Origin of the sequence: Vibrio sp. 1CM24A (assembly GCF_023161725.1) — a bacterium.
In the GTDB taxonomy this organism is placed as follows: domain Bacteria; phylum Pseudomonadota; class Gammaproteobacteria; order Enterobacterales; family Vibrionaceae; genus Vibrio; species Vibrio coralliirubri.
Genome location: NZ_JALNTS010000002.1, coordinates 677,555 through 696,217 on the forward strand (window position 1 = coordinate 677,555; position 18,663 = coordinate 696,217).

19 protein-coding genes are annotated in these 18,663 nt (G+C 44.1%); 13 read left to right on the forward strand and 6 right to left on the reverse strand.

From position 1 onward, the window contains the following. Positions 1-93: 93 nt before the first annotated feature. The gene (locus MSG38_RS07065; RefSeq protein ID WP_248401388.1) at positions 94-297 is read left to right on the forward strand and encodes a hypothetical protein; all 204 of its coding nucleotides are present in this window, start codon (positions 94-96) and stop codon (positions 295-297) included. A gap of 42 nt (positions 298-339) precedes the next feature. Here MSG38_RS07065 and MSG38_RS07070 read toward each other — a convergent pair whose 3' ends face one another. Continuing rightward, entirely contained in the window at positions 340-1,431 is a 1,092-nt protein-coding gene (locus tag MSG38_RS07070; RefSeq protein ID WP_248401389.1) for a transporter substrate-binding domain-containing protein, read from the reverse strand. Between the two features lie 220 nt (positions 1,432-1,651). Then, a complete protein-coding gene (locus MSG38_RS07075; RefSeq protein ID WP_248401390.1) occupies positions 1,652-2,089 on the reverse strand; it encodes a PaaI family thioesterase in 438 nt (145 codons plus the stop codon). Between the two features lie 34 nt (positions 2,090-2,123). Between MSG38_RS07075 and MSG38_RS07080 the strand changes: the two genes are divergently transcribed. After that, complete coding sequence (locus tag MSG38_RS07080; protein ID WP_017057476.1) at positions 2,124-2,402, forward strand: DUF134 domain-containing protein; 279 nt, start codon at positions 2,124-2,126, stop codon at positions 2,400-2,402. 64 nt (positions 2,403-2,466) lie between these two features. Here MSG38_RS07080 and nqrM read toward each other — a convergent pair whose 3' ends face one another. Next, on the reverse strand, positions 2,467-2,664 hold the full coding sequence (gene nqrM, locus MSG38_RS07085; protein WP_017096979.1) for a (Na+)-NQR maturation NqrM: 198 nt from the start codon (positions 2,662-2,664) through the stop codon (positions 2,467-2,469). Further along, positions 2,661-3,107, reverse strand: a complete 447-nt coding sequence (locus MSG38_RS07090) for a NifB/NifX family molybdenum-iron cluster-binding protein (RefSeq protein WP_248401391.1) — start codon at positions 3,105-3,107, stop codon at positions 2,661-2,663. The genes nqrM and MSG38_RS07090 overlap by 4 nt, the downstream gene beginning before the upstream one ends. Before the next feature lie 272 nt (positions 3,108-3,379). On the opposite strand from MSG38_RS07090, the gene MSG38_RS07095 reads away from it, so the two are divergent. Then, positions 3,380-3,817 carry a hypothetical protein gene (locus MSG38_RS07095; RefSeq protein WP_248401392.1) on the forward strand — a complete coding sequence of 146 codons (438 nt, stop codon included), beginning with the start codon at positions 3,380-3,382 and terminating at the stop codon, positions 3,815-3,817. 48 nt (positions 3,818-3,865) lie between these two features. Then, on the forward strand, positions 3,866-4,045 hold the full coding sequence (locus tag MSG38_RS07100; RefSeq protein ID WP_048611762.1) for a DUF1289 domain-containing protein: 180 nt from the start codon (positions 3,866-3,868) through the stop codon (positions 4,043-4,045). Positions 4,046-4,054: 9 nt separating this feature from the next. Here MSG38_RS07100 and rcnR read toward each other — a convergent pair whose 3' ends face one another. After that, positions 4,055-4,330: a Ni(II)/Co(II)-binding transcriptional repressor RcnR gene (rcnR, locus tag MSG38_RS07105; RefSeq protein WP_048617378.1), complete on the reverse strand. Its 276-nt coding sequence runs from the start codon at positions 4,328-4,330 to the stop codon at positions 4,055-4,057. 347 nt (positions 4,331-4,677) lie between these two features. On the opposite strand from rcnR, the gene MSG38_RS07110 reads away from it, so the two are divergent. The 6 genes from MSG38_RS07110 (at position 4,678) to MSG38_RS07135 (ending at position 12,388) form a co-directional block, all read left to right on the forward strand. Beyond that, a complete protein-coding gene (locus MSG38_RS07110; protein WP_248401394.1) occupies positions 4,678-5,400 on the forward strand; it encodes a DUF1007 family protein in 723 nt (240 codons plus the stop codon). Positions 5,401-5,494: 94 nt separating this feature from the next. Then, positions 5,495-6,607 carry a nickel/cobalt transporter gene (locus MSG38_RS07115; RefSeq protein ID WP_248401395.1) on the forward strand — a complete coding sequence of 371 codons (1,113 nt, stop codon included), beginning with the start codon at positions 5,495-5,497 and terminating at the stop codon, positions 6,605-6,607. Positions 6,608-7,096: 489 nt separating this feature from the next. Beyond that, positions 7,097-8,614 carry an alpha/beta hydrolase gene (locus tag MSG38_RS07120; RefSeq protein ID WP_050634517.1) on the forward strand — a complete coding sequence of 506 codons (1,518 nt, stop codon included), beginning with the start codon at positions 7,097-7,099 and terminating at the stop codon, positions 8,612-8,614. Positions 8,615-8,626: 12 nt separating this feature from the next. Next, positions 8,627-10,621, forward strand: coding sequence for a choice-of-anchor X domain-containing protein (locus tag MSG38_RS07125; RefSeq protein WP_248401397.1), 1,995 nt, complete (start codon positions 8,627-8,629; stop codon positions 10,619-10,621). Positions 10,622-11,088: 467 nt separating this feature from the next. After that, positions 11,089-11,583: a YcxB family protein gene (locus tag MSG38_RS07130; protein ID WP_122082522.1), complete on the forward strand. Its 495-nt coding sequence runs from the start codon at positions 11,089-11,091 to the stop codon at positions 11,581-11,583. A 79-nt stretch (positions 11,584-11,662) separates the two neighbouring features. After that, positions 11,663-12,388, forward strand: a complete 726-nt coding sequence (locus MSG38_RS07135; RefSeq protein ID WP_050650103.1) for a metallophosphoesterase — start codon at positions 11,663-11,665, stop codon at positions 12,386-12,388. Positions 12,389-12,448: 60 nt separating this feature from the next. Here the strand turns inward: MSG38_RS07135 and MSG38_RS07140 are convergent, their stop codons facing one another. After that, complete coding sequence (locus tag MSG38_RS07140; RefSeq protein ID WP_048611740.1) at positions 12,449-13,648, reverse strand: hypothetical protein; 1,200 nt, start codon at positions 13,646-13,648, stop codon at positions 12,449-12,451. 394 nt (positions 13,649-14,042) lie between these two features. On the opposite strand from MSG38_RS07140, the gene MSG38_RS07145 reads away from it, so the two are divergent. The 3 genes from MSG38_RS07145 to MSG38_RS07155 all read left to right on the forward strand — a co-directional run bounded on the left by MSG38_RS07145 (position 14,043) and on the right by MSG38_RS07155 (position 18,522). Further along, positions 14,043-16,115, forward strand: a complete 2,073-nt coding sequence (locus tag MSG38_RS07145; protein ID WP_248401399.1) for an FUSC family protein — start codon at positions 14,043-14,045, stop codon at positions 16,113-16,115. A gap of 200 nt (positions 16,116-16,315) precedes the next feature. Continuing rightward, the gene (locus tag MSG38_RS07150) at positions 16,316-17,224 is read left to right on the forward strand and encodes a LysR family transcriptional regulator (protein ID WP_248401401.1); all 909 of its coding nucleotides are present in this window, start codon (positions 16,316-16,318) and stop codon (positions 17,222-17,224) included. 128 nt (positions 17,225-17,352) lie between these two features. Beyond that, the gene (locus tag MSG38_RS07155; protein ID WP_248401402.1) at positions 17,353-18,522 is read left to right on the forward strand and encodes an MFS transporter; all 1,170 of its coding nucleotides are present in this window, start codon (positions 17,353-17,355) and stop codon (positions 18,520-18,522) included. Positions 18,523-18,663: the final 141 nt, after the last annotated feature.

Here is an 18,663-nt window from a genome sequence, read left to right on the forward strand (position 1 = left end):
TTTATTTCGAGCAGAATCGTTGTCTGGCGTGTTAACCGTGTATTCGCCCCATAACTCGTTCTGTGCAACGTACTCAATTGAATAGCAGGTCACATGAATAAAGTAATTATGTTAGTAATGGGGCTGCTTTTTACCAGTCGATTGTTTGCCAGTATTGTTCCTCATGTTGGTCAACTTGAGCATGATGCGCCTATTCTCTTTCGCTCGGCATTGATTGTAGGTGGTGCGGCTTACGCGGTTTGGAGTGCATTCAAATACTTCAAAAAGACCAAGGCCTCAGGTTCAGATCAACTGTAACGGCGAATGTCCAAAAGCTTTTGAATAAGCCTCTAATTTCGATTACTGATCTGCGAAATAATCAACCAAGATTTTACGCCACTTTCGTGACTCACGAATCTTCAACAGTGCGCGGTTAATCTCTTCTTCGTACACGTTATTTTCAGTGATGATAAAGCCATAATTCTGCTTTTCTAGCTGATACGGCAACACTTCCAGATCTTCAAACTGCCCGCTTATTCTGCCATTACCAATCATATATTTGAGCACCACATCATCAGCGACAATCGCTTCGACTTCACCATCCTCTAAAGCCGCTAGAAGCCTTGGCATATCGACATAACTCTTGTGTCGAATACCGAAGCTTGTGAGCATCAAAGAAGACGTCGTTGCTACCTTTGCACCCACCTCCACGTTCGCAAGATCATTCACACCTTCAATATGGGAAGACCCTTGGCTGAGAGTCAGTTTACTGGCTAAAACAGCGGTAATACTGGCGATAAACAGCATACTAAACACACCAATGAACACCGTGGCAATTCGTCCAGTTAGGCTCTTAAATTCAAAGTAATTGAATGGGCCTCGTGTGATAAAAAGCAAGCCCATAATAAAGCTTTCCAACAAACGTCCCGTTCGGCTTTTCATTGAGTAGAGCTTTTCATTCTCGCCATGCTCCAATAAGTAGAAAAACGCGCCAATTACACCAGAGACAAAGACGACGGCACCAATGATCAACCACAGCGCAGGATTGAAGAAAATGGCATGCAAGGTTTGAAGGTAGCCCTGTTTTTTAACTGCAATAGCGAGATGAGTTTCGTAAAAAGAATGAGAAAAGTCAGCAAATAACTCTCGCTCTGGGGTGATTGAAATACAAGATACACCGACATCAATTTGCTCGGTTTCAATCGAATTGAGTAAGTCATCTAAGCGGTGGGTTTCTAGCGTGTACTCAACGCTCATCTCTTTGGCGATCTGCTCCCAGAGCTCGACACTAAGGCCACTCCACTCGCCTTCCATAGAGCTGAGGACAAAAGGAGGACATGGATAAACACCGACTTTAAGCGGGGCAGAAGAAGCATAGTTACTGAAGAATGGAAAAAGTAAAACGATTGATAGAACACAATATTGGAATGTCGATTTGAAGAATTTTGGCATCAGCAGCCCTCCGAGAAAAGGCAGTGATGAATTGAATCGAGTGCGGGGAAACTCGCTCTAATGAACGGATTCAAGCATGTTCAGGAGCTAAACGGTGGATAATGAATTCAATACTGCCCTACTAGTTTTTTCGTTATTACGTTAACTATAGAAAACCTCTATTTATTGTGCAAAACGGCGGAATCAACAAACTAGCACCACCCAAGCTGTCGCTCGATAACTAGGGTGATGACATGAACTGGCTTTGTGCCGACGAACATAACTTTCCGCATTGAGTAATTTGGCTTTCTAGGAAGCAGATATTACGTCTGCTTTTGACCCATTGGGCGCAAACTTCCAGTTCTTGACCAATCAAAATCGGATGATGAAAACGAGACGTTAAACTCACCGTCATCGCTTTGATACTGTTCTGAAATAGACAATGTAGCATCGCGCTGTCATGTAATGTCGTGACTATGCCACCCTGCATAATGCCATCGTAGCCCTCAGCTTTATCTGTTGGTACAATCTTGGCCCTGGTTTTATATTTAGCTACTGCCTCATGCTTAGTTAAAGTCTCATGCTCGCCAATAGCTTCAAAACAAATGGCGCTATCGTTGAAAAAACCTTGGCTGCACACTTGGCAACGCCGATGATTGTGTGGAATGAAAACCTTCATACTTACCTATACCCTTAGATTGCTAGAGATTGATATGGCTCGACCAAAAAAACATCGCCAGTTGTGTACCCGTGCGGCTTACTCTTGTTTTAAGCCCAATGGTGTTCCTATGGACGAGCTTCATAAAGAAGAATTGCTATTAGAAGAGCTCGAAGCCCTACGCTTGGCTGATCAAGAAGGACTGAGCCAGCTTGAAGCCGCTGAACAAATGCAGGTGTCTCGCCAAACGTTCGGTAACATCATCAAGCGTGCACGAGCTAAAGTCGCCAAGTGCATCGTCAATGGTCACGCGTTGGTGATTCAAAGCAGTTAATTCACGTGTTAGCCAGAAGTTATTTAACTCAGCGAGCGAGAACTCTTGATGCTTAGTTCGATACTTAGCTTGATGGCTCAGTAATCTGATACAACTTTCTGCTTTGCCCTTCACACACATCCTTGCAATTGCATTCACGCTCAATATCTAACTGCGCCAATCCTCCACAACTGCCTTTGATTGGCTTGCGCGAAAAAATCACACCTATCGCCATCAACGCGACAATTCCGACAAACCCCAATAGCGTCAACAAAAAGGTCATTTTCGGAACCCTCGAATAGTGCCTAACTGATTAGGGTGTGCCATTAGAATCGAAGCTTGTTTTTTGTGCCCTTTCTCGCCACACGTTTTATTGCTACACCCGCTATTTCTCGGCTCGCGACCATAATCGAGATCGGTCACTTCCCTTAGATTGTCGAAATCCAAAGTCCCAATTTCTGCCTTACCTGTCGATGCCAAGACTCGAATATCGTTATTGAACAAGTGCGCCAGCATCTTCTTACCAATATGACGAACCACCACAGATTTCACATCGTAAGAACGGAGCACAGAGATCCATTGATTCTTTTTATTACAAGAGGTGTCGGACTCAATCAGAGGAACAATCTGTTTTATCTGTCGTTGTTCATCGACAATCGCGATCTGTGGGGAACGAGCAAAGTGGTTGCCGACATGAAGGTCGCGACAAGGTACTGCGTATAACATAGTAACTTCCTGTTATTGATGATCAGGAGTTCAGCATACGCCCCATTATTAGCATATGCCAATAACCATCGTATGAAAAATAAGATTTACTGGATCGAGAGATAAGATAAAAAGCACCCAAACTTACCGTCATCTTCAGCCTATCTCGACTATCTTTCAAATATCCACACATACTAGCGGGTAGTATTTTATACTGGGGAGGGGTATAGTTTTTTGAACGCAATATCACGAGCTTCACCAACCCTATTACCAGATAAGAAAAGAGTTTCTTAATGAAAGACGTTAAGGGTGTGTTCCGCAACCTAGAGAAAATGCTGCGCAAAGCGAACTGGTTTGAAGATGGTTGGGAAATTTATAACCGTGGAGAATACCTTCAGCTATACAAAGAGAATTGGTTTAACCAGAATCAAGGTGGCGTCCACTTTGAAACCTTTATTGAGGGGCCTCAGGTTAAACAAAAAGCCTTTCCTATCTGCATGCATGCGGAAGAGGACTGCCCTGCCCAATCTGAATTTATACGTCAGTTCAAAGAGTTGGAACAAGGCCGAATTGAAAGTTGGAAAGGATACAAAACCCAAGATAACAGCTATGGTATTTGTCAGCGAACACTGCCTTTGAATTTCAAAAACCTTGAACAGCGTTTGTTTGAAGAATTCAACCGACTACGAGCGCTTGAAGCGAGTGTCGATAAGGTTCTAGACAGACTATAACTAAGGCAACCTATAACTAAGACAGGCTTTAATAGGACAGATTCTAAAATGAAAAAGCAAAAAAGCCCTTGTATCGACATGTGTGACTTTTCAAACAGTAAAGGTTGGTGCTTGGGGTGTGGTCGAACTCGAGAAGAGTGTAAGGCTTGGAAAACGATGAAGCCTTACGCCGTTAATGCTTTAAAGAAAGAGCTAGTGAAAAGAAAATCACAAATGAAAGCTCAATAAATCAGACCTTTACTTGATGTAAGAGTCTAAAACTTTAAGCACCACTTCCATATCTTCTTCACGCTGATCCTTGTCATCTTCTAGTACAACATGTTCTAGGAGATGGCCTTTAATCACTTCTCTCATCAAGCCGTTGACCGCACCACGAATCGCCGCTATCTGTTGTAATACGTCCTGACATTGCTGCTCTTCATCATCCAACATCTTCTTTAGGCCATTAACCTGACCTTGTATTTTGCTGACTCGAGCCTTTAGCTTTTTCTGATCTTTGGCTGTGTGCGACATAGCATTTTTACTCACGTGGCTGAATGAAAAGGGATAAAGCGTAATGTAGCACCTTATTTATACTGGGGGGTAGTTTTTAGCACCGTTAACGCTTGTTATCACGGGCTAAGCTCAAGCCACCAACAAAAAGGCCTCGCACAACCGAGATCTTAATCGACTATTCAACGTCACACACTAGTCTGAATAATGTCGAACCAAGCAACAATCAAAGATGTTTATAAGAAAAATAGGAGTAATTGAAAATCAAGAATGACAGTCCGCTTTAAAGTGAACAAGCGGACAATTTGAAGTGAACAACGCAGCAAATTGTTATAATATAACATCACACTAAATAACCATCATTTCTCATGAAACAGCTATTTATTCTAATCGATGTCATCAATCGCCTCTCCTCACGCTATGTAAGCCGTTTCGCGACATGCTTTCGCTCTATCAAGGGCTTGACTGTTGGCCTAGCACTCTTGTTTTTTGCGCCAAATCTATATGCCCACCCTCACTCTTGGATAGAGATGAAAACTCATATTGAGGGAGAGAATGGCATGATCACTGGTCTCTCTATGGAATGGTCTTTTGATGCAATGACATCCATGTACATGTTGGATGGAGAAGACGTCTCTGCCGATACAGAAGCTGAAACATTCAAAAAGCTCGCTGCGTCTGTAATCGAAAACATGATGTACGAACACTACTTCACGTACTTTTATGATGGTGAAGATCCCATCAAATATCAGGTGGTTGATAACGCAAAGTTTGAGCGTGATAAAGCCAAGATGGTTCTAACATTTGACCTACCACTTTCGAAACCTAAATCAGTGACAAGAGACTCGCTTCGCGTATTGGTTTTTGACCCTAGTTACTTTGTCGACATGTCGTGGCTATCCAACAGCGACGTGACCTTGTCACCTGAACTAGCGAGACAATGCCAGTTAGAATTAATCGAGCCTAACCCGACTCCAGAGCAGATGAGTTATGCGATGTCTCTACCTGTCGATGCAGATCCAGATAACACGCTAGGCCAACTGTTTACACAATCGGTTGAGCTTCATTGTGCTGCGGTTCCCACTTCTTAGTCGCAGTGATTCGTTTCAGCCTTTAAGTCAGCGTCTAGCTGGTTAAGCATGGCAACTAATTAACAGAAAGATCTCAGATATAGGTTCTTGTTAAATGAAGAAAAATCAATCCAAACTCAATCACTACCTCATTGGTGCTGGTGCTTTCGTGCTTATTGCTATTGGTGCGTATCAACTGTGGTCCATGTGGCCATCGTTAGTTATCTCTAGCATCCAATGGCAAAGAGAAGTCAATTCAGAGCTTGCAGACCTACTCTATGAAGCTAAGTCCAACCCTTGGGGTGCAGGCAGTTACCTTATCGGGTTCAGCTTTATCTATGGCATGCTTCATTCTCTGGGGCCTGGGCACGGAAAAGTTATCGTGTCTACTTACTTAGCGACTCATCCAACCAAAGCAAAAGCGAGTTTAGTGCTTACGGTCGTCTCCGCTTTTTTACAAGCACTGGTCGCAATCTTACTAGTAAGCGTGTTGCTGTGGGGCTTTAGTGCTTCCATGCGAGTCGTGAATGACAAAGCGAATATGTTTGTTTCATTAAGCTTTGCATTAGTGGCCGTGGTAGGTGCGTTGATTTGCTGGAAAGCTCTGAAAAACATCCACTCAACGATGCGTAAACCGCAACCAACTCTGAGAGTGAAAGCCATCACTCCATTAGCAACAGGCACAGCTTCGTCAGTGTCAGTTCGCTCGTCAGTGCCAGTTCGTACGCCAATGGCGCTTCGTTCATCTGGTTCAATGGTTATGGGCGCTACCAATGCATTGCAAGCCGCTGACCACACTCATGCAGATCATTCTCATACCGACTGTGGATGCGGCCACCAACACGTCGCTGATCCAGAAGCCATCAATAAAGCTTCAACATTTCGAGAGTACGCGGGAATCATCGTGACGATTGGCATCAGGCCATGCACCGGAGCAATCATGGTTCTGCTTTTCGCAAACATGGTTGGCCTATATTGGATGGGTGTTGTCAGTGCTTTTGCCATGGCGATTGGTACTGCTTTCACAACCTCGACGATTGCTATAATGACACTAACAGGCAAGAACTTGGTAAAACGCTATTTGGCAGCAGGTAACAAGAATAACAGTGCTTCACTAAAAGCCGCAGGTCATTATTTACAGCTATTCGGTGGTGTTTTACTTGTCTTAATTGGCTTGTTGCTAATGAGTGGACAAGACAGCGGTATGTCGCCTGTTTTCACTATGTAGCGAACGATGTAATAACAAACCTCAGTTTATTGCGACCTTTACCATTTTTACTAAAAAACACTAGCCCTTATCTCTCAAATCTGAATTAACAGCCACATAATTTCTACTAACCTAACTTTGCACAGCCAGTTAGGTTAGTAGTCAGCCATTCAGAACAGCGCGCTCTATGTAGTTCTGTAACAAACCTACATCCAACTTTGATTTTCCTATTCTTAGCTACTCTTTCATAAACTAACTTAGATTGTTCTAACAATATTAGAGCACTACCCCCCTCCTTTTGAAAATAAGGACATAACTTCCGCAATCCAGAAACTGCGATCGCACTCTTCCTATTTTGAAAAAAAATAGAGCAGCAGTTTTATCAATTGAGTAACAAGCCGAAATTATACCCAATAAATTTCACATCAAACTCCAAGCCTTTACCTTACAACTACAGATAGAGCTTTCTTCAACCAAATTCTTGGATAACCTATACTCAAAGGTAAACAAATGAAACTATACATTCCGAGCGCCACGCTCAGTGTTTTGTTACTTTCTCCGAGTTTCGCGAGTGCCGAAGATATACCTGATTCATACGAATTGCGTAATTTTTCGATGCGCTCACAAAGCTCTGGGATAGCCCCACCGCAAGAAGAACTCGGCGTTTATGTTGTGAATTCGGGTCCTGGTCTGGATACCGGTTGTACCTATGCTTCTGGCGGACCTCTACTTATCTCTTTACCTGTTCCTATGGTCGTCAGCCCCAACGTTTTACAAAGTGACGGGAGAATTGCTCCGAGTAAACTGGGCGATATGCAGCAAAAAGGCGTTATCGGTTCTAACGCAAGGATCAGCATGCCGGTCTTCGACATAGACTCCAATGCCAACGTCAGTAATATTGCTCCAGAAATAGATATCGTATCTTTTAACGGAAAGTCTTTAGGTACGCTGCAAGGCGCTGATAACCGTTGGACGGATACTAACCTTCAAGTCGATATCAGTGATATCAAGTTCGGCCAAAACAATGAGATTCGCGTCGATATTGATACTGGCAATACGGGAGACAACTGGTGTATGTCTGTCGATTGGGTCTCAATCGAGTTTGATGTTGCCATTCCTGTGATTCTTGCTCATGGCATTGCTGCACAATCAGACACTTGGGATGATGATACGGCTCCAGGCGTGCTTTCTACACTTGATGACTATGGCATTCGTTATACTCGTTTCTCTGCTGACAAAAATGGAACCACAGCGACTAACGCTAATATCTTGAACAACAAAATTCAGGGTTTTCTCGGTGAGTTGAAATCCGACAAAGTTCACGTCATTGCACACAGTAAAGGCGGGCTAGATACCCAAAACCTCAAAGCACTTAGCCCTTCCTTTGAGATAACCTCCCTTTCTACTTTCTCCACACCTCACCTTGGTAGCGTCGCAGCAGATTTGTCGGTGATAAAAATGGACCACTACGCCGATATCTACAGTAACGTCAGTACCGATCCAAATAATTACGCTGGCAAGTACATGCAACTCCCAAATATTCCGTTTGCGGGTCCTAAAATGCCTGGTATCCGTGATCTAACAACGGATACAGCATCAAACGCGATCCAAATGCGTACTCGCGGCAATATTGCAAATACATTTTCTATTGGGGCAAATGCAGATCTCAACCAAGACGGTGTTATTGAGAAAGATCCTGACATCGTTGGCCTATTCCCATGGGGATCGCGTTGGGCAGGCGTTACCGCTTGGCAGGCGCTAAGAAGCTTTAGTTCTGCGGCCTACCTCGATACTCAAACTCAATCGGTCACAATGCCAAGTGTGCATGGACCACAAGCTCATCCAATCACCATAGTCAGTTACCAAGCCATTCAAACAGTACCGCAAGAAAATGATGTTGTTGTGACCTTGGCAAGCGCTAACCCAAGTTATACCAATGCATTGGGTAACGTATTGGCTAACCACTCAACAATGAAAACGGGACAAAACGTTGAACGTTTTCTACAACAAATTATTTCAATGCGCTAAGGAGTGGCCACAATGAAATTCATCAAGCAATTAGTGATGGTGTTCAGTCTTTTCTGTACCTTCATCACACCGGCTATCGCCAGTAATGCAATACCCGTTGGGATGAGTACAAGCACGACACTATCTCAACCAGTGACTAGTAACGATAACGAAGTCACAATGCTATTTACCATCGACAAAGCGGAAGCCCTAAAAGCAGAAATCATCGTGCCGTTGGATGATGCAACCGTATATTTAGTCAAGCCTAACGGGCAAGTCGCAACATCATCCAATGATGTGCAAGCGAACATACTTTCAGGTGACACACAAAGTCCGCCGCTACCGGGCAGCTATTTATTTTTGCCTGAAGTAACTAACCCTGAACCTGGCGAATGGAAGATCGTCGTTGATTTTCCAAACCCAAGTTACAACACAGTAATTATTGCTCAGGTTGCGATCCAATCCCCAATTGCGTTTGGCATGGCGATAGCTGCAAACCAATTTGTGGTCGGTGAACCAGTTCCCGTTTCTGCATTACTGACAAACAAAGGGAATCCAATCACAGGTGCCCAAACCAGCGCAGTGATCATTGATGAAGCTGGAATAAAAACACGCCTGACGCTTAAAGATGAGGGTGTCAATTTCGATGCTATTGCTAAAGATGGTGTCTACAGCAATATTTTCGTTCCACCCGCTGAAGGGGATTATCTAATTGAAGGCATAACGTCTTTTGAAGAATATGGAACAACTATCACTCGCCAGACAAGTAAAAAAATCCACGTACTACCCTCTGACATTGAATTTGTCAGCCTCTCACTCGCTCCACTGTTTTCCTCTGAAGGCTGTGTTATTGCCTTAGAGCAGCGCTTGGAACTTGATGTTAAATCCGCGGGGGATTTTGCCATTCATGGTTACCTCACCGAAGGAATTGACGAGCTGAACACAAGCAAACGTCTGCAACTCAAACCTGCGAAGCAAATCGTCACTCTACAGTACTCAACTGAAGATATTTTTGGCGCGTTTGATTCAGCGTCTACTTTGACCTCCAACCCGACGATCATCTACGCAATCACTCAAGATGACATACGAATTTCAGCCCCTCGAATTCAGTTTGAAGAATTTATTGATTTAGCATCTTTTGAGCGTTGCCGCGAACCGATTGAAGTCACGGGGAGTTTAGTCACCACACCGACTATGTCGCAAGATGGAACCTACATTGATTCGCTGAGTTTTGAGTTTCCTATCCATGTTACGCGCAGTGGAACTTACACAGGTTCGGTAAATATCGTTGGTGCAGCCGGAGAGTATTTAGAGCTAGTGAGTTTCCAAGAACCGCTTGAGGCTGGCGAAAACACCATCAAGTTTACCGTTCCTGGTGACACGTTTAAGCAAGCCGATGGTCCTTATGAACTGAACGCACTGCTAATCTACAGTGGCGTTGACTCCTATCGACAAGGAGTTCTCGGTCAAACTCCACCATACCAAGCCTCTGATTTCAGTCCGCCAGTGAATGTGACCCTCCCCTCTAACCTATTCGGTTTGGAAAGAGAAAACTGGCAAGCAACCCCGGCAACACAAGTCACGCAACATCGTGTCGGTGGTTACTTAAGAGCGGGGGCTTCAATCCCATACGACTACGAAACACTAGCGAGTTTTGACTTAAGTGAGGTTCGAGGGAAAATTAAACAGGCAACGCTTATTGTTGATTTCGGAGATTCAACTCTTCAATTTCCATTCAACAATGTAACTGCGCATATCGTTAATCAAATTTGGTCTCCAAACACACTGGATTACGACACGTTCTGTGAGTCTTTTACAATATGTGCAGCATGGAGTAATCCACTCACTACATTCAACAACGTAGAAGCAGGTCAAACGCTTAGGTTTACCAACTCTAAACTATTAGAAGCATTAAATGAGAAGAGAGTGTCTGGGTTGAACAAACTAGATATTGCTCTTACCTCTTCTCCCTATGAAAGAAGTTTCTTCATTAACGTTAAGCAGGTGTCATTATTCATCGAGTACTGATCCTAAAACTGAAATAGAATAAGGCCATGCCCAAGGTATCGCTTTGGGCATGGCCTCTCAGAGTGAACAGTGATGAACTTTGCAAGCTTCATATGTTTATTCTGTTAGAGCAGACTATGCCAGCCCCTCAACAGTAGTGATAAAGCACGCTAATCACTATAGACTCCATCAACCAACAAAATGAGATCGAAGTTTTATCCAAAAAGGCCAGTAGTCCCAACAACCGGGTGACTCCACAGATCTATCCATCCCATCACCAAATTTTTAGGTGACTTTAAAGATGCCCCTACACTAGTCTGATAGCTAAAGTTAGAATAGACCCGTTAAGTATCATCGATTTACAAAACAGAGCCAAAATATCTAAATAAAAACAGTGAGAAGCGATACAATAATCAAGTTGCAAAATTGCAGCGTGGGACACCTGCCCACTGACAGCCCATTCACAGAGAACCATAAAGTAGCCTCACATGTCTAAAGAACCCGGTTTCACTACAGAATACAAACTCGACAAGACGTTTTTCGCGGAGTGTTATGATCAAACTAGCCTTCCGACTCAATTTCCAAAAGCCTACTTAAAAGGAATACTGTTTCTTATTTTTGGTGTGGTTCTACTGGAGTTTGAACTATTACCTAACGGCTATGTTGGCTGGTTCTTTATCGTTTTGAGTGTGATTGAAGCATTCAGTGTGTACTGCAAAAGAACCTGGTGGTTATGGCGACAAAAGATCAGCTCAGGCGCAGGCAGCAAAATAGTCTTTCAAGGTGATGCTAACGGAGTGAGTTACAAAAACCACAAAGCGACCAACACCATCGCGTGGAGTGACATCGACCAACTTGAGCAGACCAATCTTGGTTTTATCCTGCATATCGGTAAACAGCGCCAATATGTGAGTAAATCTTGTTTAAGCGAAGAAGCCATTGCGTTCATGATTGAACACCACGCCGCATCAAAAGCGAAATAACACCAATAAATGCCTGCTGACTTAGCAGGCATTTTTCTATCACCTTTAATTCAATGTATCGAATGACCGGACCATAACAATGAATACCGTGTACCAAATCAGTGATTGCCACCTTTCCGATAATTCCAGCTATGAGAACCTGCGCAGAGCACTGGAATACGTCAGCAAAGACACAGCATGCAAGAGCATTTTTCTGACTGGTGATATTTGTTGTAACCCAAAGTCTGGCGACTACGTTCGATTAGAGGCGTTCATTAGGCAACACATCGGCGCTCAATCCATTTACGCGATTGCGGGGAATCATGATGACTCTTCCTTAATGCGCACAGAGTTAAAAGGCTCGACGATTTGTGTCACCGACAAAGCCACCATCTGTGAACGAGAGTTTGTGTTCCTAGACTCAAGTTTCAAGCCACTTGATAAACAACATCCACTTGGTTCAGGGCGTATTGATAACCGCGGCATGGCTCAGCTAAAACAACAATTAAGAAAGGCCAATGATCCTATCGTGGTTATTCACCACCCTGTCATTCCAGTCGGTGCAGATTGGATGAAAGCGATCCGCCTAGAGAACGATGCTGATGTGATGAGCGTGCTGCGAAAATATCGTGTTCGTGATGTGATCTGCGGTCATGGCCATGATGGAATAACGGCGACACAACAAGGCATAACTCAATATATGGCCCCGTCGACAGCCTATGGCTTTGACCACTCGATCAATGAATACAATCGCAGCGAGAAGGTAGGATTAAGTCGAATCTCGTTGTCGACTGACTCCATCAACTACCAAGCTGTCTACCTTTAAGGATGCAAGCTTTAACCTTGCTGCGCTGCTAATTCGATGCTCCGCTAGCTTGGTGCTCCGCTACAAATACTCTTTGACTTCTTTGAGCTTGCCTTTCAACTTATCTTTTTTGCTTAGCGCTTTGTCGAACTCATCTTTTGATGTATTGAGATAACTCACGCCATCTTTAATTTGAGCTAAGTAAGCCACGTAGATGGTGTCCATAGTGACGAATTCTATACCCGACTTGGTGATGTATTTGCGGGCGAATTTTCTGGTTTTTTCGTAAGACTTGTAAATCTTACCTGCAAGTTCACTACCTGGTGCGTAGGTCGCAAACTTATCGGGCTCCTTCTTAAACTTATATTTGAGCTTTCTCATGTGCTTTTTCATGAGTGAACGTTTCTTATAAGCTGGCAGATCCAACACGCCAATGAGCACCTCTTCTTTAGAGCTGACTAAAGGATGTAGAATCCACATCATCGCGACAACTGGTATATCTTGGATGCTCTTGTTGAAAAACGTACAGCAAGCTAGGCCAGTGATCGTGCTCTTGTTCAGATACATTCTCAGGCATTCTTTTTGGAAAGCTTTGTATCGGGCGATAGTAATCTTTCTGTAAATGTAGTTAACGCACCACTGACAAATTGATTTCGCCGCTCTTGCTATGGCTGTCGCTGGTGAGGCAGTACCCAAAGAAACGATATTGACCACTAACGTTGCGGAATTAAAAGAAAACTCCAACAACCCGTCTTCTAAGGCTGTCGCTTTAATTTTTCTTCTCACCACTCGTAGCGTCATCTGCCCTTGGCTATCCGCTACTGATATCACCTTGGTCGCTTTCTTATAGAGTGACACGCCCTTCACGCCTTTATATGCGCCTTGAACTATCCCTTTGGTGTCTTTAATGAAAGGAGCAAATTCTTCCCAAACATCGCTGACTAAGTCAAAGATCAAAGGTTTCATCTCGGTGAATACGTTTGAAGGTAATAACTCCAATCCAGGAACGCCTTGAACCGTCCTATTAACCTGAGCGAAGATCTCATTTGACGTGTCACCTACCGCTTGCCCATTATCACTATCATTCGACTTTGAGAGATCCTTCACCTCATTCGTTATTTTTCTGACTTTGTTCAGCACCTTTCTATTTTTTCTAATTTGCTCAGGTGTTTTCACTGTGTCATCGATACTTACTTCACTAAAAAACCTAAGGAAGAAAAGTTGTTTGTCGTCTATCGGGTCACCTGTTATTTCCAAAGAATTGTTCAAAATATCTGGCATGATTCACTGTCCTTGTTCATCCATTTAAGATCGTTTAGCAAGTTGAATATTTACACACAAAAGAGGCTGATATGAAGAATTGTAAAACGCGAAAAGAGCCTCGAAACGTATTGGAGGACTCTTTATCTTTACCTCTCGGGGTGATCAGTAATCGCCCACCATACTGTTCGATATCCGTCTTTTCTGTGACTAAAAAGTTTGAGCTATAAAATCAAATGTAGCTTCTGTTTGCGCATAGAGCCAACTGACTCAGCTAGGAAAAGCTAGGAAGGTGTGGTGAGTCGAATTTCACCTAAAGGTTTGTTGTGCTTTAATTTATCAATCTGTGATTGAAGCCAGCGCGGAAACAGATTTGGCGTTACACTCATTAAGATCAAACAAATAACGAGGGTCTATGACGTTTTCTCCTGCCATTTTGCGTAAAGTCTGGTACTCCCCTTCTATTAACCTTGGGCTTCGCGCCACCAGTGCCATTGTGCTGTTTCTCGGTTTAGGGGTGCTGTCGAATCAAACCACTATCGCCATGACCGCGCTGATGACCATGCCAGCCGCCCTGATTAGTGGACTCGACGCAGCAGGGCCAAGGAGATGGACACGTTTTGCGATCACCGCAACTGCTTGGGGCATGACTCTGGCCGTCAGCTGCGCTCTGCTGAAAAGCGGACTGCCTTTATGGGTGACTTATGGTGCTATGGGCGCTTTGCTTGCGAGTGCGGCAGTCAATGGTCCATTCTGGGCGAGGCTCGGTATGTCTAGCCTCCTGATTGCTGTCGTCAGTCTGTCGCTTCATAACTCCAACACAGCGTTAAGCTTGTACCCAATGTTGGTGCTTGGCCCCCTTACTTTTTCGCTGTTTAGCTGGCTTTGGTTTGCGCTATGGAAGCACTATGCATTACGGGTGTGTCTGTCCGCGATTTACGAAACCTTGGCAGACTACATCCAATATCGCCAAGCATTCTTGTTAGGTAGCGAAAGTGATGCACCGAAAAGACGCATCAAATACCAACTCATCGAGTTGTTCCAACAGGCTCTACAATCCGAATCTTTTCGATCTAAACAAGAAGATGCTAACTCGCTCCGACAAGCCTTGTTCCTCGCGCTTGATACGTTTGAAGTGATAATCAGCAGCCACACAACAAATCCCGATCTATTAAGCCAATTTCAGTCCAATAAACACAAACGAGACTTGCTATTGGTATGGAGCCAACATTGCCAGCAAAGGTTAAGACACAAAGCCAAACAGCTTCTGCTTAACACAAACGAAGAGATGAAGTATTTAAGTTCATTACAACAAGAAGCCGACGACTTAATTGAAGCGGTCAAGCTCGAAGACCAACCCCGCTTTCGTTATTGGGCATTCGCCGTGAAGCACATATCTCGCCGTATTGAGCTTAATGAACCCGCTTATGAACGTTCTTTTGAAGTGCAGCCGTTCGAGTTGTCTTTGCGCCTGCCAAGCCGAGGCAATCCAATTTGGCGTCATGTTACCCGTGTCGGTTTAATGTTCGCACTTGGCGCTGGAATTGCGGAGTACTTTGAATTAATTCGCCCTGATTGGGTTCTGATTTCGATGCTGATGGTGATTCAACCAAGCTTCTTAGCGACACGCAGTAAAACGTGGCAACGCTGTTTAGGTACGGCGCTTGGTGTGCTGTTCGCGACCTCTTTGATTCACATTGGTGTACCGACGACCGCGATGTATACGCTTATTGTCATCCTCTTGCCTGTCGCGATGCTTAATATTATGCGCCATTACTCGCTAGCCATTGGCTGTATTACGGCGCTATTGATTTTGGTGTATCAGACCATGGCGCACCAAGGACTCGACTTTGCCGCACCACGCGTTATCGACACCGTGGTCGGTGGTGCGATTGTCCTGCTCGGATATAGCTTGTTATGGCCGCAATGGCGAGGCAAAGAGATCCACACTCAAGCGTTAAAAGCGCTTAATAGTTCAAAAAGCTTATTTGTCTATTGCTACGAACAGCTCCAAATTGGCACCGAACAACATGACCATACTGCGCTAACCAAGCAACGTGCCGCTATGCTAACCGCAGAAAGCGACCTTGAGCTGATTTACAACGAGATGCAGCAGGAGCCAAAACACACTCGCGCCGACCCTCACTATTATGAAGATATGCTGAGTCACTATCGATTGTTAAGCCATTACCTCTGCTTGCTGATTCCGCTGGTCAGGAAAGGCACGCAATACCAAGGCTCACAACAAGTTGAGAGCTTGATTCATGATGTGATGGATGCATTGATCAATACCATTCGTGATAACCGCGTCCATGAGTTGCCCGCGCTCACTAATCAAACCGAAGCCCAACATCCAATGTCTGCTGCTGGGCAACGTTCGGTAGAAGAAATCATCTGGTTAGCGCTGATGACAGTAAAACAAATGCACGATTTAGTTCGGCGCAATCTCGAAAACGAAAAGTTTGACAACGAAGAACTTGATAACTAAAAGCTCGAAAACGAATAAGCGAGAAAACAGAGAGCTTGAAAGCTGAATATGTAGGATTATCGCCCCGCTCTCACAAGTGACCAAAGCCTTGCAAGCGTTATTACCCTAAGGTTTGCTAGCAAGGTCTTTGTGATTGATAATAAAAGCAATATAGGCGCAGGTTAGCGCTTTTTTATCACCTAGGTTTATATTGAGGCTATATGGAAATCAAAGTACTAAAAAGCTTTGTGGCTGTCGCGACACATTGCAGTTTTTCAAAAGCTGCAAAAGAGTTGAATACCGTTCAACCTGCCATTAGCCGTCATATCACAAGCCTTGAGCATGAACTTGGAGTGAGCCTATTTTTCCGTACATCTCGAGAAGTCGTCATTAGCGCCGCTGGGCAACACTTACTTAAAGATGCGATTAGACTCATCGAACAAACGGAACAAGCCAAACAGTCCGCGATTCGAGCTTCTTCTGGTTGTATTGGTACTTTAACTATTGGTTATCTTGGAGGCGCAACTCTGAGTTTTCTGCCTCGTTTAGTTCGACAGTATATTGCTGAAAACCCCAATATTGATGTTGATCTTGTTGAGATGACGGCTTCTGAACAGATCGAAGCTCTGGACAAACGAGAGATCGATATTAGCTTCTCTCGCCCACTGCCGAACCTGCTTGTTGATGATTACACCTCGGTGACAATTTATACAGATAAGCTTGTTGCTGTTTTGCCCGTCACCCACGAGTTCGCTAAATACTCCACCATTCAAATGAAACAACTGCAGCAAGACCCTTTCATCTTATTTGAACGTGAACAAGCGGTAGGATTATTTGACTCGATCATTACTCAATGTGACCTATCAGGCTTCTCTCCAAATATAAAAAAACAACCCAACAACATGCAAACCGTGTTAACCCAAGTATCTTCTGGCTTGGGTGTCTCTATCGCTCCGCATGCAATTCGTGATTTACGCAGTGAAGGCTGTGTATTTGTTAATCTTGAATCTGTGGACGTACCAATGCCATTAGTGATGACACACCATTCGCATACTCTATACCCCACGGCCAGTATATTTGTTGGTGTCGTACAGAGTGAGATTGAGGCGATTCAACAAAACATGGCTTAGAAAGTTATCTATACCAGATTCGTATAGAATTTAAATCAAATGGTTATTTTTGTTATTCAATCGCTAACCTTAGACTTAGCTCATCGAAATCATTCATTAAAACGATGAACCAAAGTTAAGGTGTCACCATGTCAAAAGCGACTAAAGAAGTGTTGAGCACAGGACGTCTGTTACTGATGTCGAGCGCAGTCTCGGCAACTGCTGCGAACCTTTATTATAACCAGCCCATCTTACCTAAGATCGGCGCAGAGCTAGGGTTAACAAGCGAACAGCTAGGCGCAGTGCCAGCTGCCGGTCAGATTGGTTATGCCGTGGCATTGCTGTTCTTATCGCCCTTAGGAGACACGTTACCCCGCAGACGCCTAATAGCGATCTTATCTGTCATGTTGGTGTTGTCATCTTTTGTCGCGTTTACTGCATCTAGCTTAGTGGCTCTGGTTGTTGCGTGTTTTGCGATTGGCTTGAGTGCCAACATCACTCAGCAGCTGATTCCATTTGCAGCATCACTAAGTACTCCAGAAACAAAAGGGAAAGTCATTGGTACGTTAATGACAGGCCTAACTGTGGGCATCTTACTTTCGCGTACACTCAGTGGGTTCATCGGTGAGCAATTTGGGTGGCGCGCTGTATTTATGATGTCAGCAAGTATTGCGATGGTCTTTGGTGTGTTGCTGTATGCCTTTTTACCGACAAACACGCCGACAACTAAAATACCTTACCTTAAACTGGTTGCGAGCATGGCCACGTTAATTAAACAGCATGCGACATTGCGAACTTCCGCTTTAACTGGCGCGCTTTGGTTTGCATCGTTTAATGCACTGTGGGCGACGTTAGCTCTGCACGTCAGTGAATCTCCGTTTAATTACAATGCACAACAGGCAGGAATGTTTGGTGTTATTGCACTTGCTGGAGTCATTGGTGCCAAAGTTTCAGGGTCACTGGTGAGCAAGTTTGGCTCTCGAAACATGATCAGCATGGCGTTAGTTATTATTACTGCTGGTTTTGTTATATCGGGTCTTTTCGCTGACACACTGGCTGGATTGATCGTCGGTATCATTCTCATTGACCTTGGGGTATTCAGCGCTCAAGTATCGAACCAAGTACGCGTATTCTCAATTGACCCGCAAGCTCAAAGTCGTATCAACGGAATTTATATGCTTGGCTACTACCTTGGTGGTGCGTTTGGTTCATTTGCGGGAATTCAGGCATTTGAACGTGCGGGTTGGATGGGTGTTGTGGGCTTTAGTATTGCGGTCGTGATATTGAGTTTTATCGCTAACCGTTCAAATAGGGAATAAGGCGTCCAGTCTTAGTCTTTAAGCTTTCCTATATACACAACGGATATTCACTCTGTGTTTGATAGCAAATTACCGACCAGTGATTTGCTATCGTTCTAGATCTAATAAGGCAGTAGTAACTCTACTCTCAAGTTTTGAATA

Coding starts and splice junctions, on each gene's coding strand:
- MSG38_RS07065 (WP_248401388.1), top strand. CDS start 94: ATGAATAAAGTAATTATGTTAGTAATGGGGCTGCTTTTTACCAGTCGA.
- MSG38_RS07070 (WP_248401389.1), bottom strand. CDS start 1,431: ATGCCAAAATTCTTCAAATCGACATTCCAATATTGTGTTCTATCAATC.
- MSG38_RS07075 (WP_248401390.1), bottom strand. CDS start 2,089: ATGAAGGTTTTCATTCCACACAATCATCGGCGTTGCCAAGTGTGCAGC.
- MSG38_RS07080 (WP_017057476.1), top strand. CDS start 2,124: ATGGCTCGACCAAAAAAACATCGCCAGTTGTGTACCCGTGCGGCTTAC.
- nqrM (WP_017096979.1), bottom strand. CDS start 2,664: ATGACCTTTTTGTTGACGCTATTGGGGTTTGTCGGAATTGTCGCGTTG.
- MSG38_RS07090 (WP_248401391.1), bottom strand. CDS start 3,107: ATGTTATACGCAGTACCTTGTCGCGACCTTCATGTCGGCAACCACTTT.
- MSG38_RS07095 (WP_248401392.1), top strand. CDS start 3,380: ATGAAAGACGTTAAGGGTGTGTTCCGCAACCTAGAGAAAATGCTGCGC.
- MSG38_RS07100 (WP_048611762.1), top strand. CDS start 3,866: ATGAAAAAGCAAAAAAGCCCTTGTATCGACATGTGTGACTTTTCAAAC.
- rcnR (WP_048617378.1), bottom strand. CDS start 4,330: ATGTCGCACACAGCCAAAGATCAGAAAAAGCTAAAGGCTCGAGTCAGC.
- MSG38_RS07110 (WP_248401394.1), top strand. CDS start 4,678: ATGAAACAGCTATTTATTCTAATCGATGTCATCAATCGCCTCTCCTCA.
- MSG38_RS07115 (WP_248401395.1), top strand. CDS start 5,495: ATGAAGAAAAATCAATCCAAACTCAATCACTACCTCATTGGTGCTGGT.
- MSG38_RS07120 (WP_050634517.1), top strand. CDS start 7,097: ATGAAACTATACATTCCGAGCGCCACGCTCAGTGTTTTGTTACTTTCT.
- MSG38_RS07125 (WP_248401397.1), top strand. CDS start 8,627: ATGAAATTCATCAAGCAATTAGTGATGGTGTTCAGTCTTTTCTGTACC.
- MSG38_RS07130 (WP_122082522.1), top strand. CDS start 11,089: ATGTCTAAAGAACCCGGTTTCACTACAGAATACAAACTCGACAAGACG.
- MSG38_RS07135 (WP_050650103.1), top strand. CDS start 11,663: ATGAATACCGTGTACCAAATCAGTGATTGCCACCTTTCCGATAATTCC.
- MSG38_RS07140 (WP_048611740.1), bottom strand. CDS start 13,648: ATGCCAGATATTTTGAACAATTCTTTGGAAATAACAGGTGACCCGATA.
- MSG38_RS07145 (WP_248401399.1), top strand. CDS start 14,043: ATGACGTTTTCTCCTGCCATTTTGCGTAAAGTCTGGTACTCCCCTTCT.
- MSG38_RS07150 (WP_248401401.1), top strand. CDS start 16,316: ATGGAAATCAAAGTACTAAAAAGCTTTGTGGCTGTCGCGACACATTGC.
- MSG38_RS07155 (WP_248401402.1), top strand. CDS start 17,353: ATGTCAAAAGCGACTAAAGAAGTGTTGAGCACAGGACGTCTGTTACTG.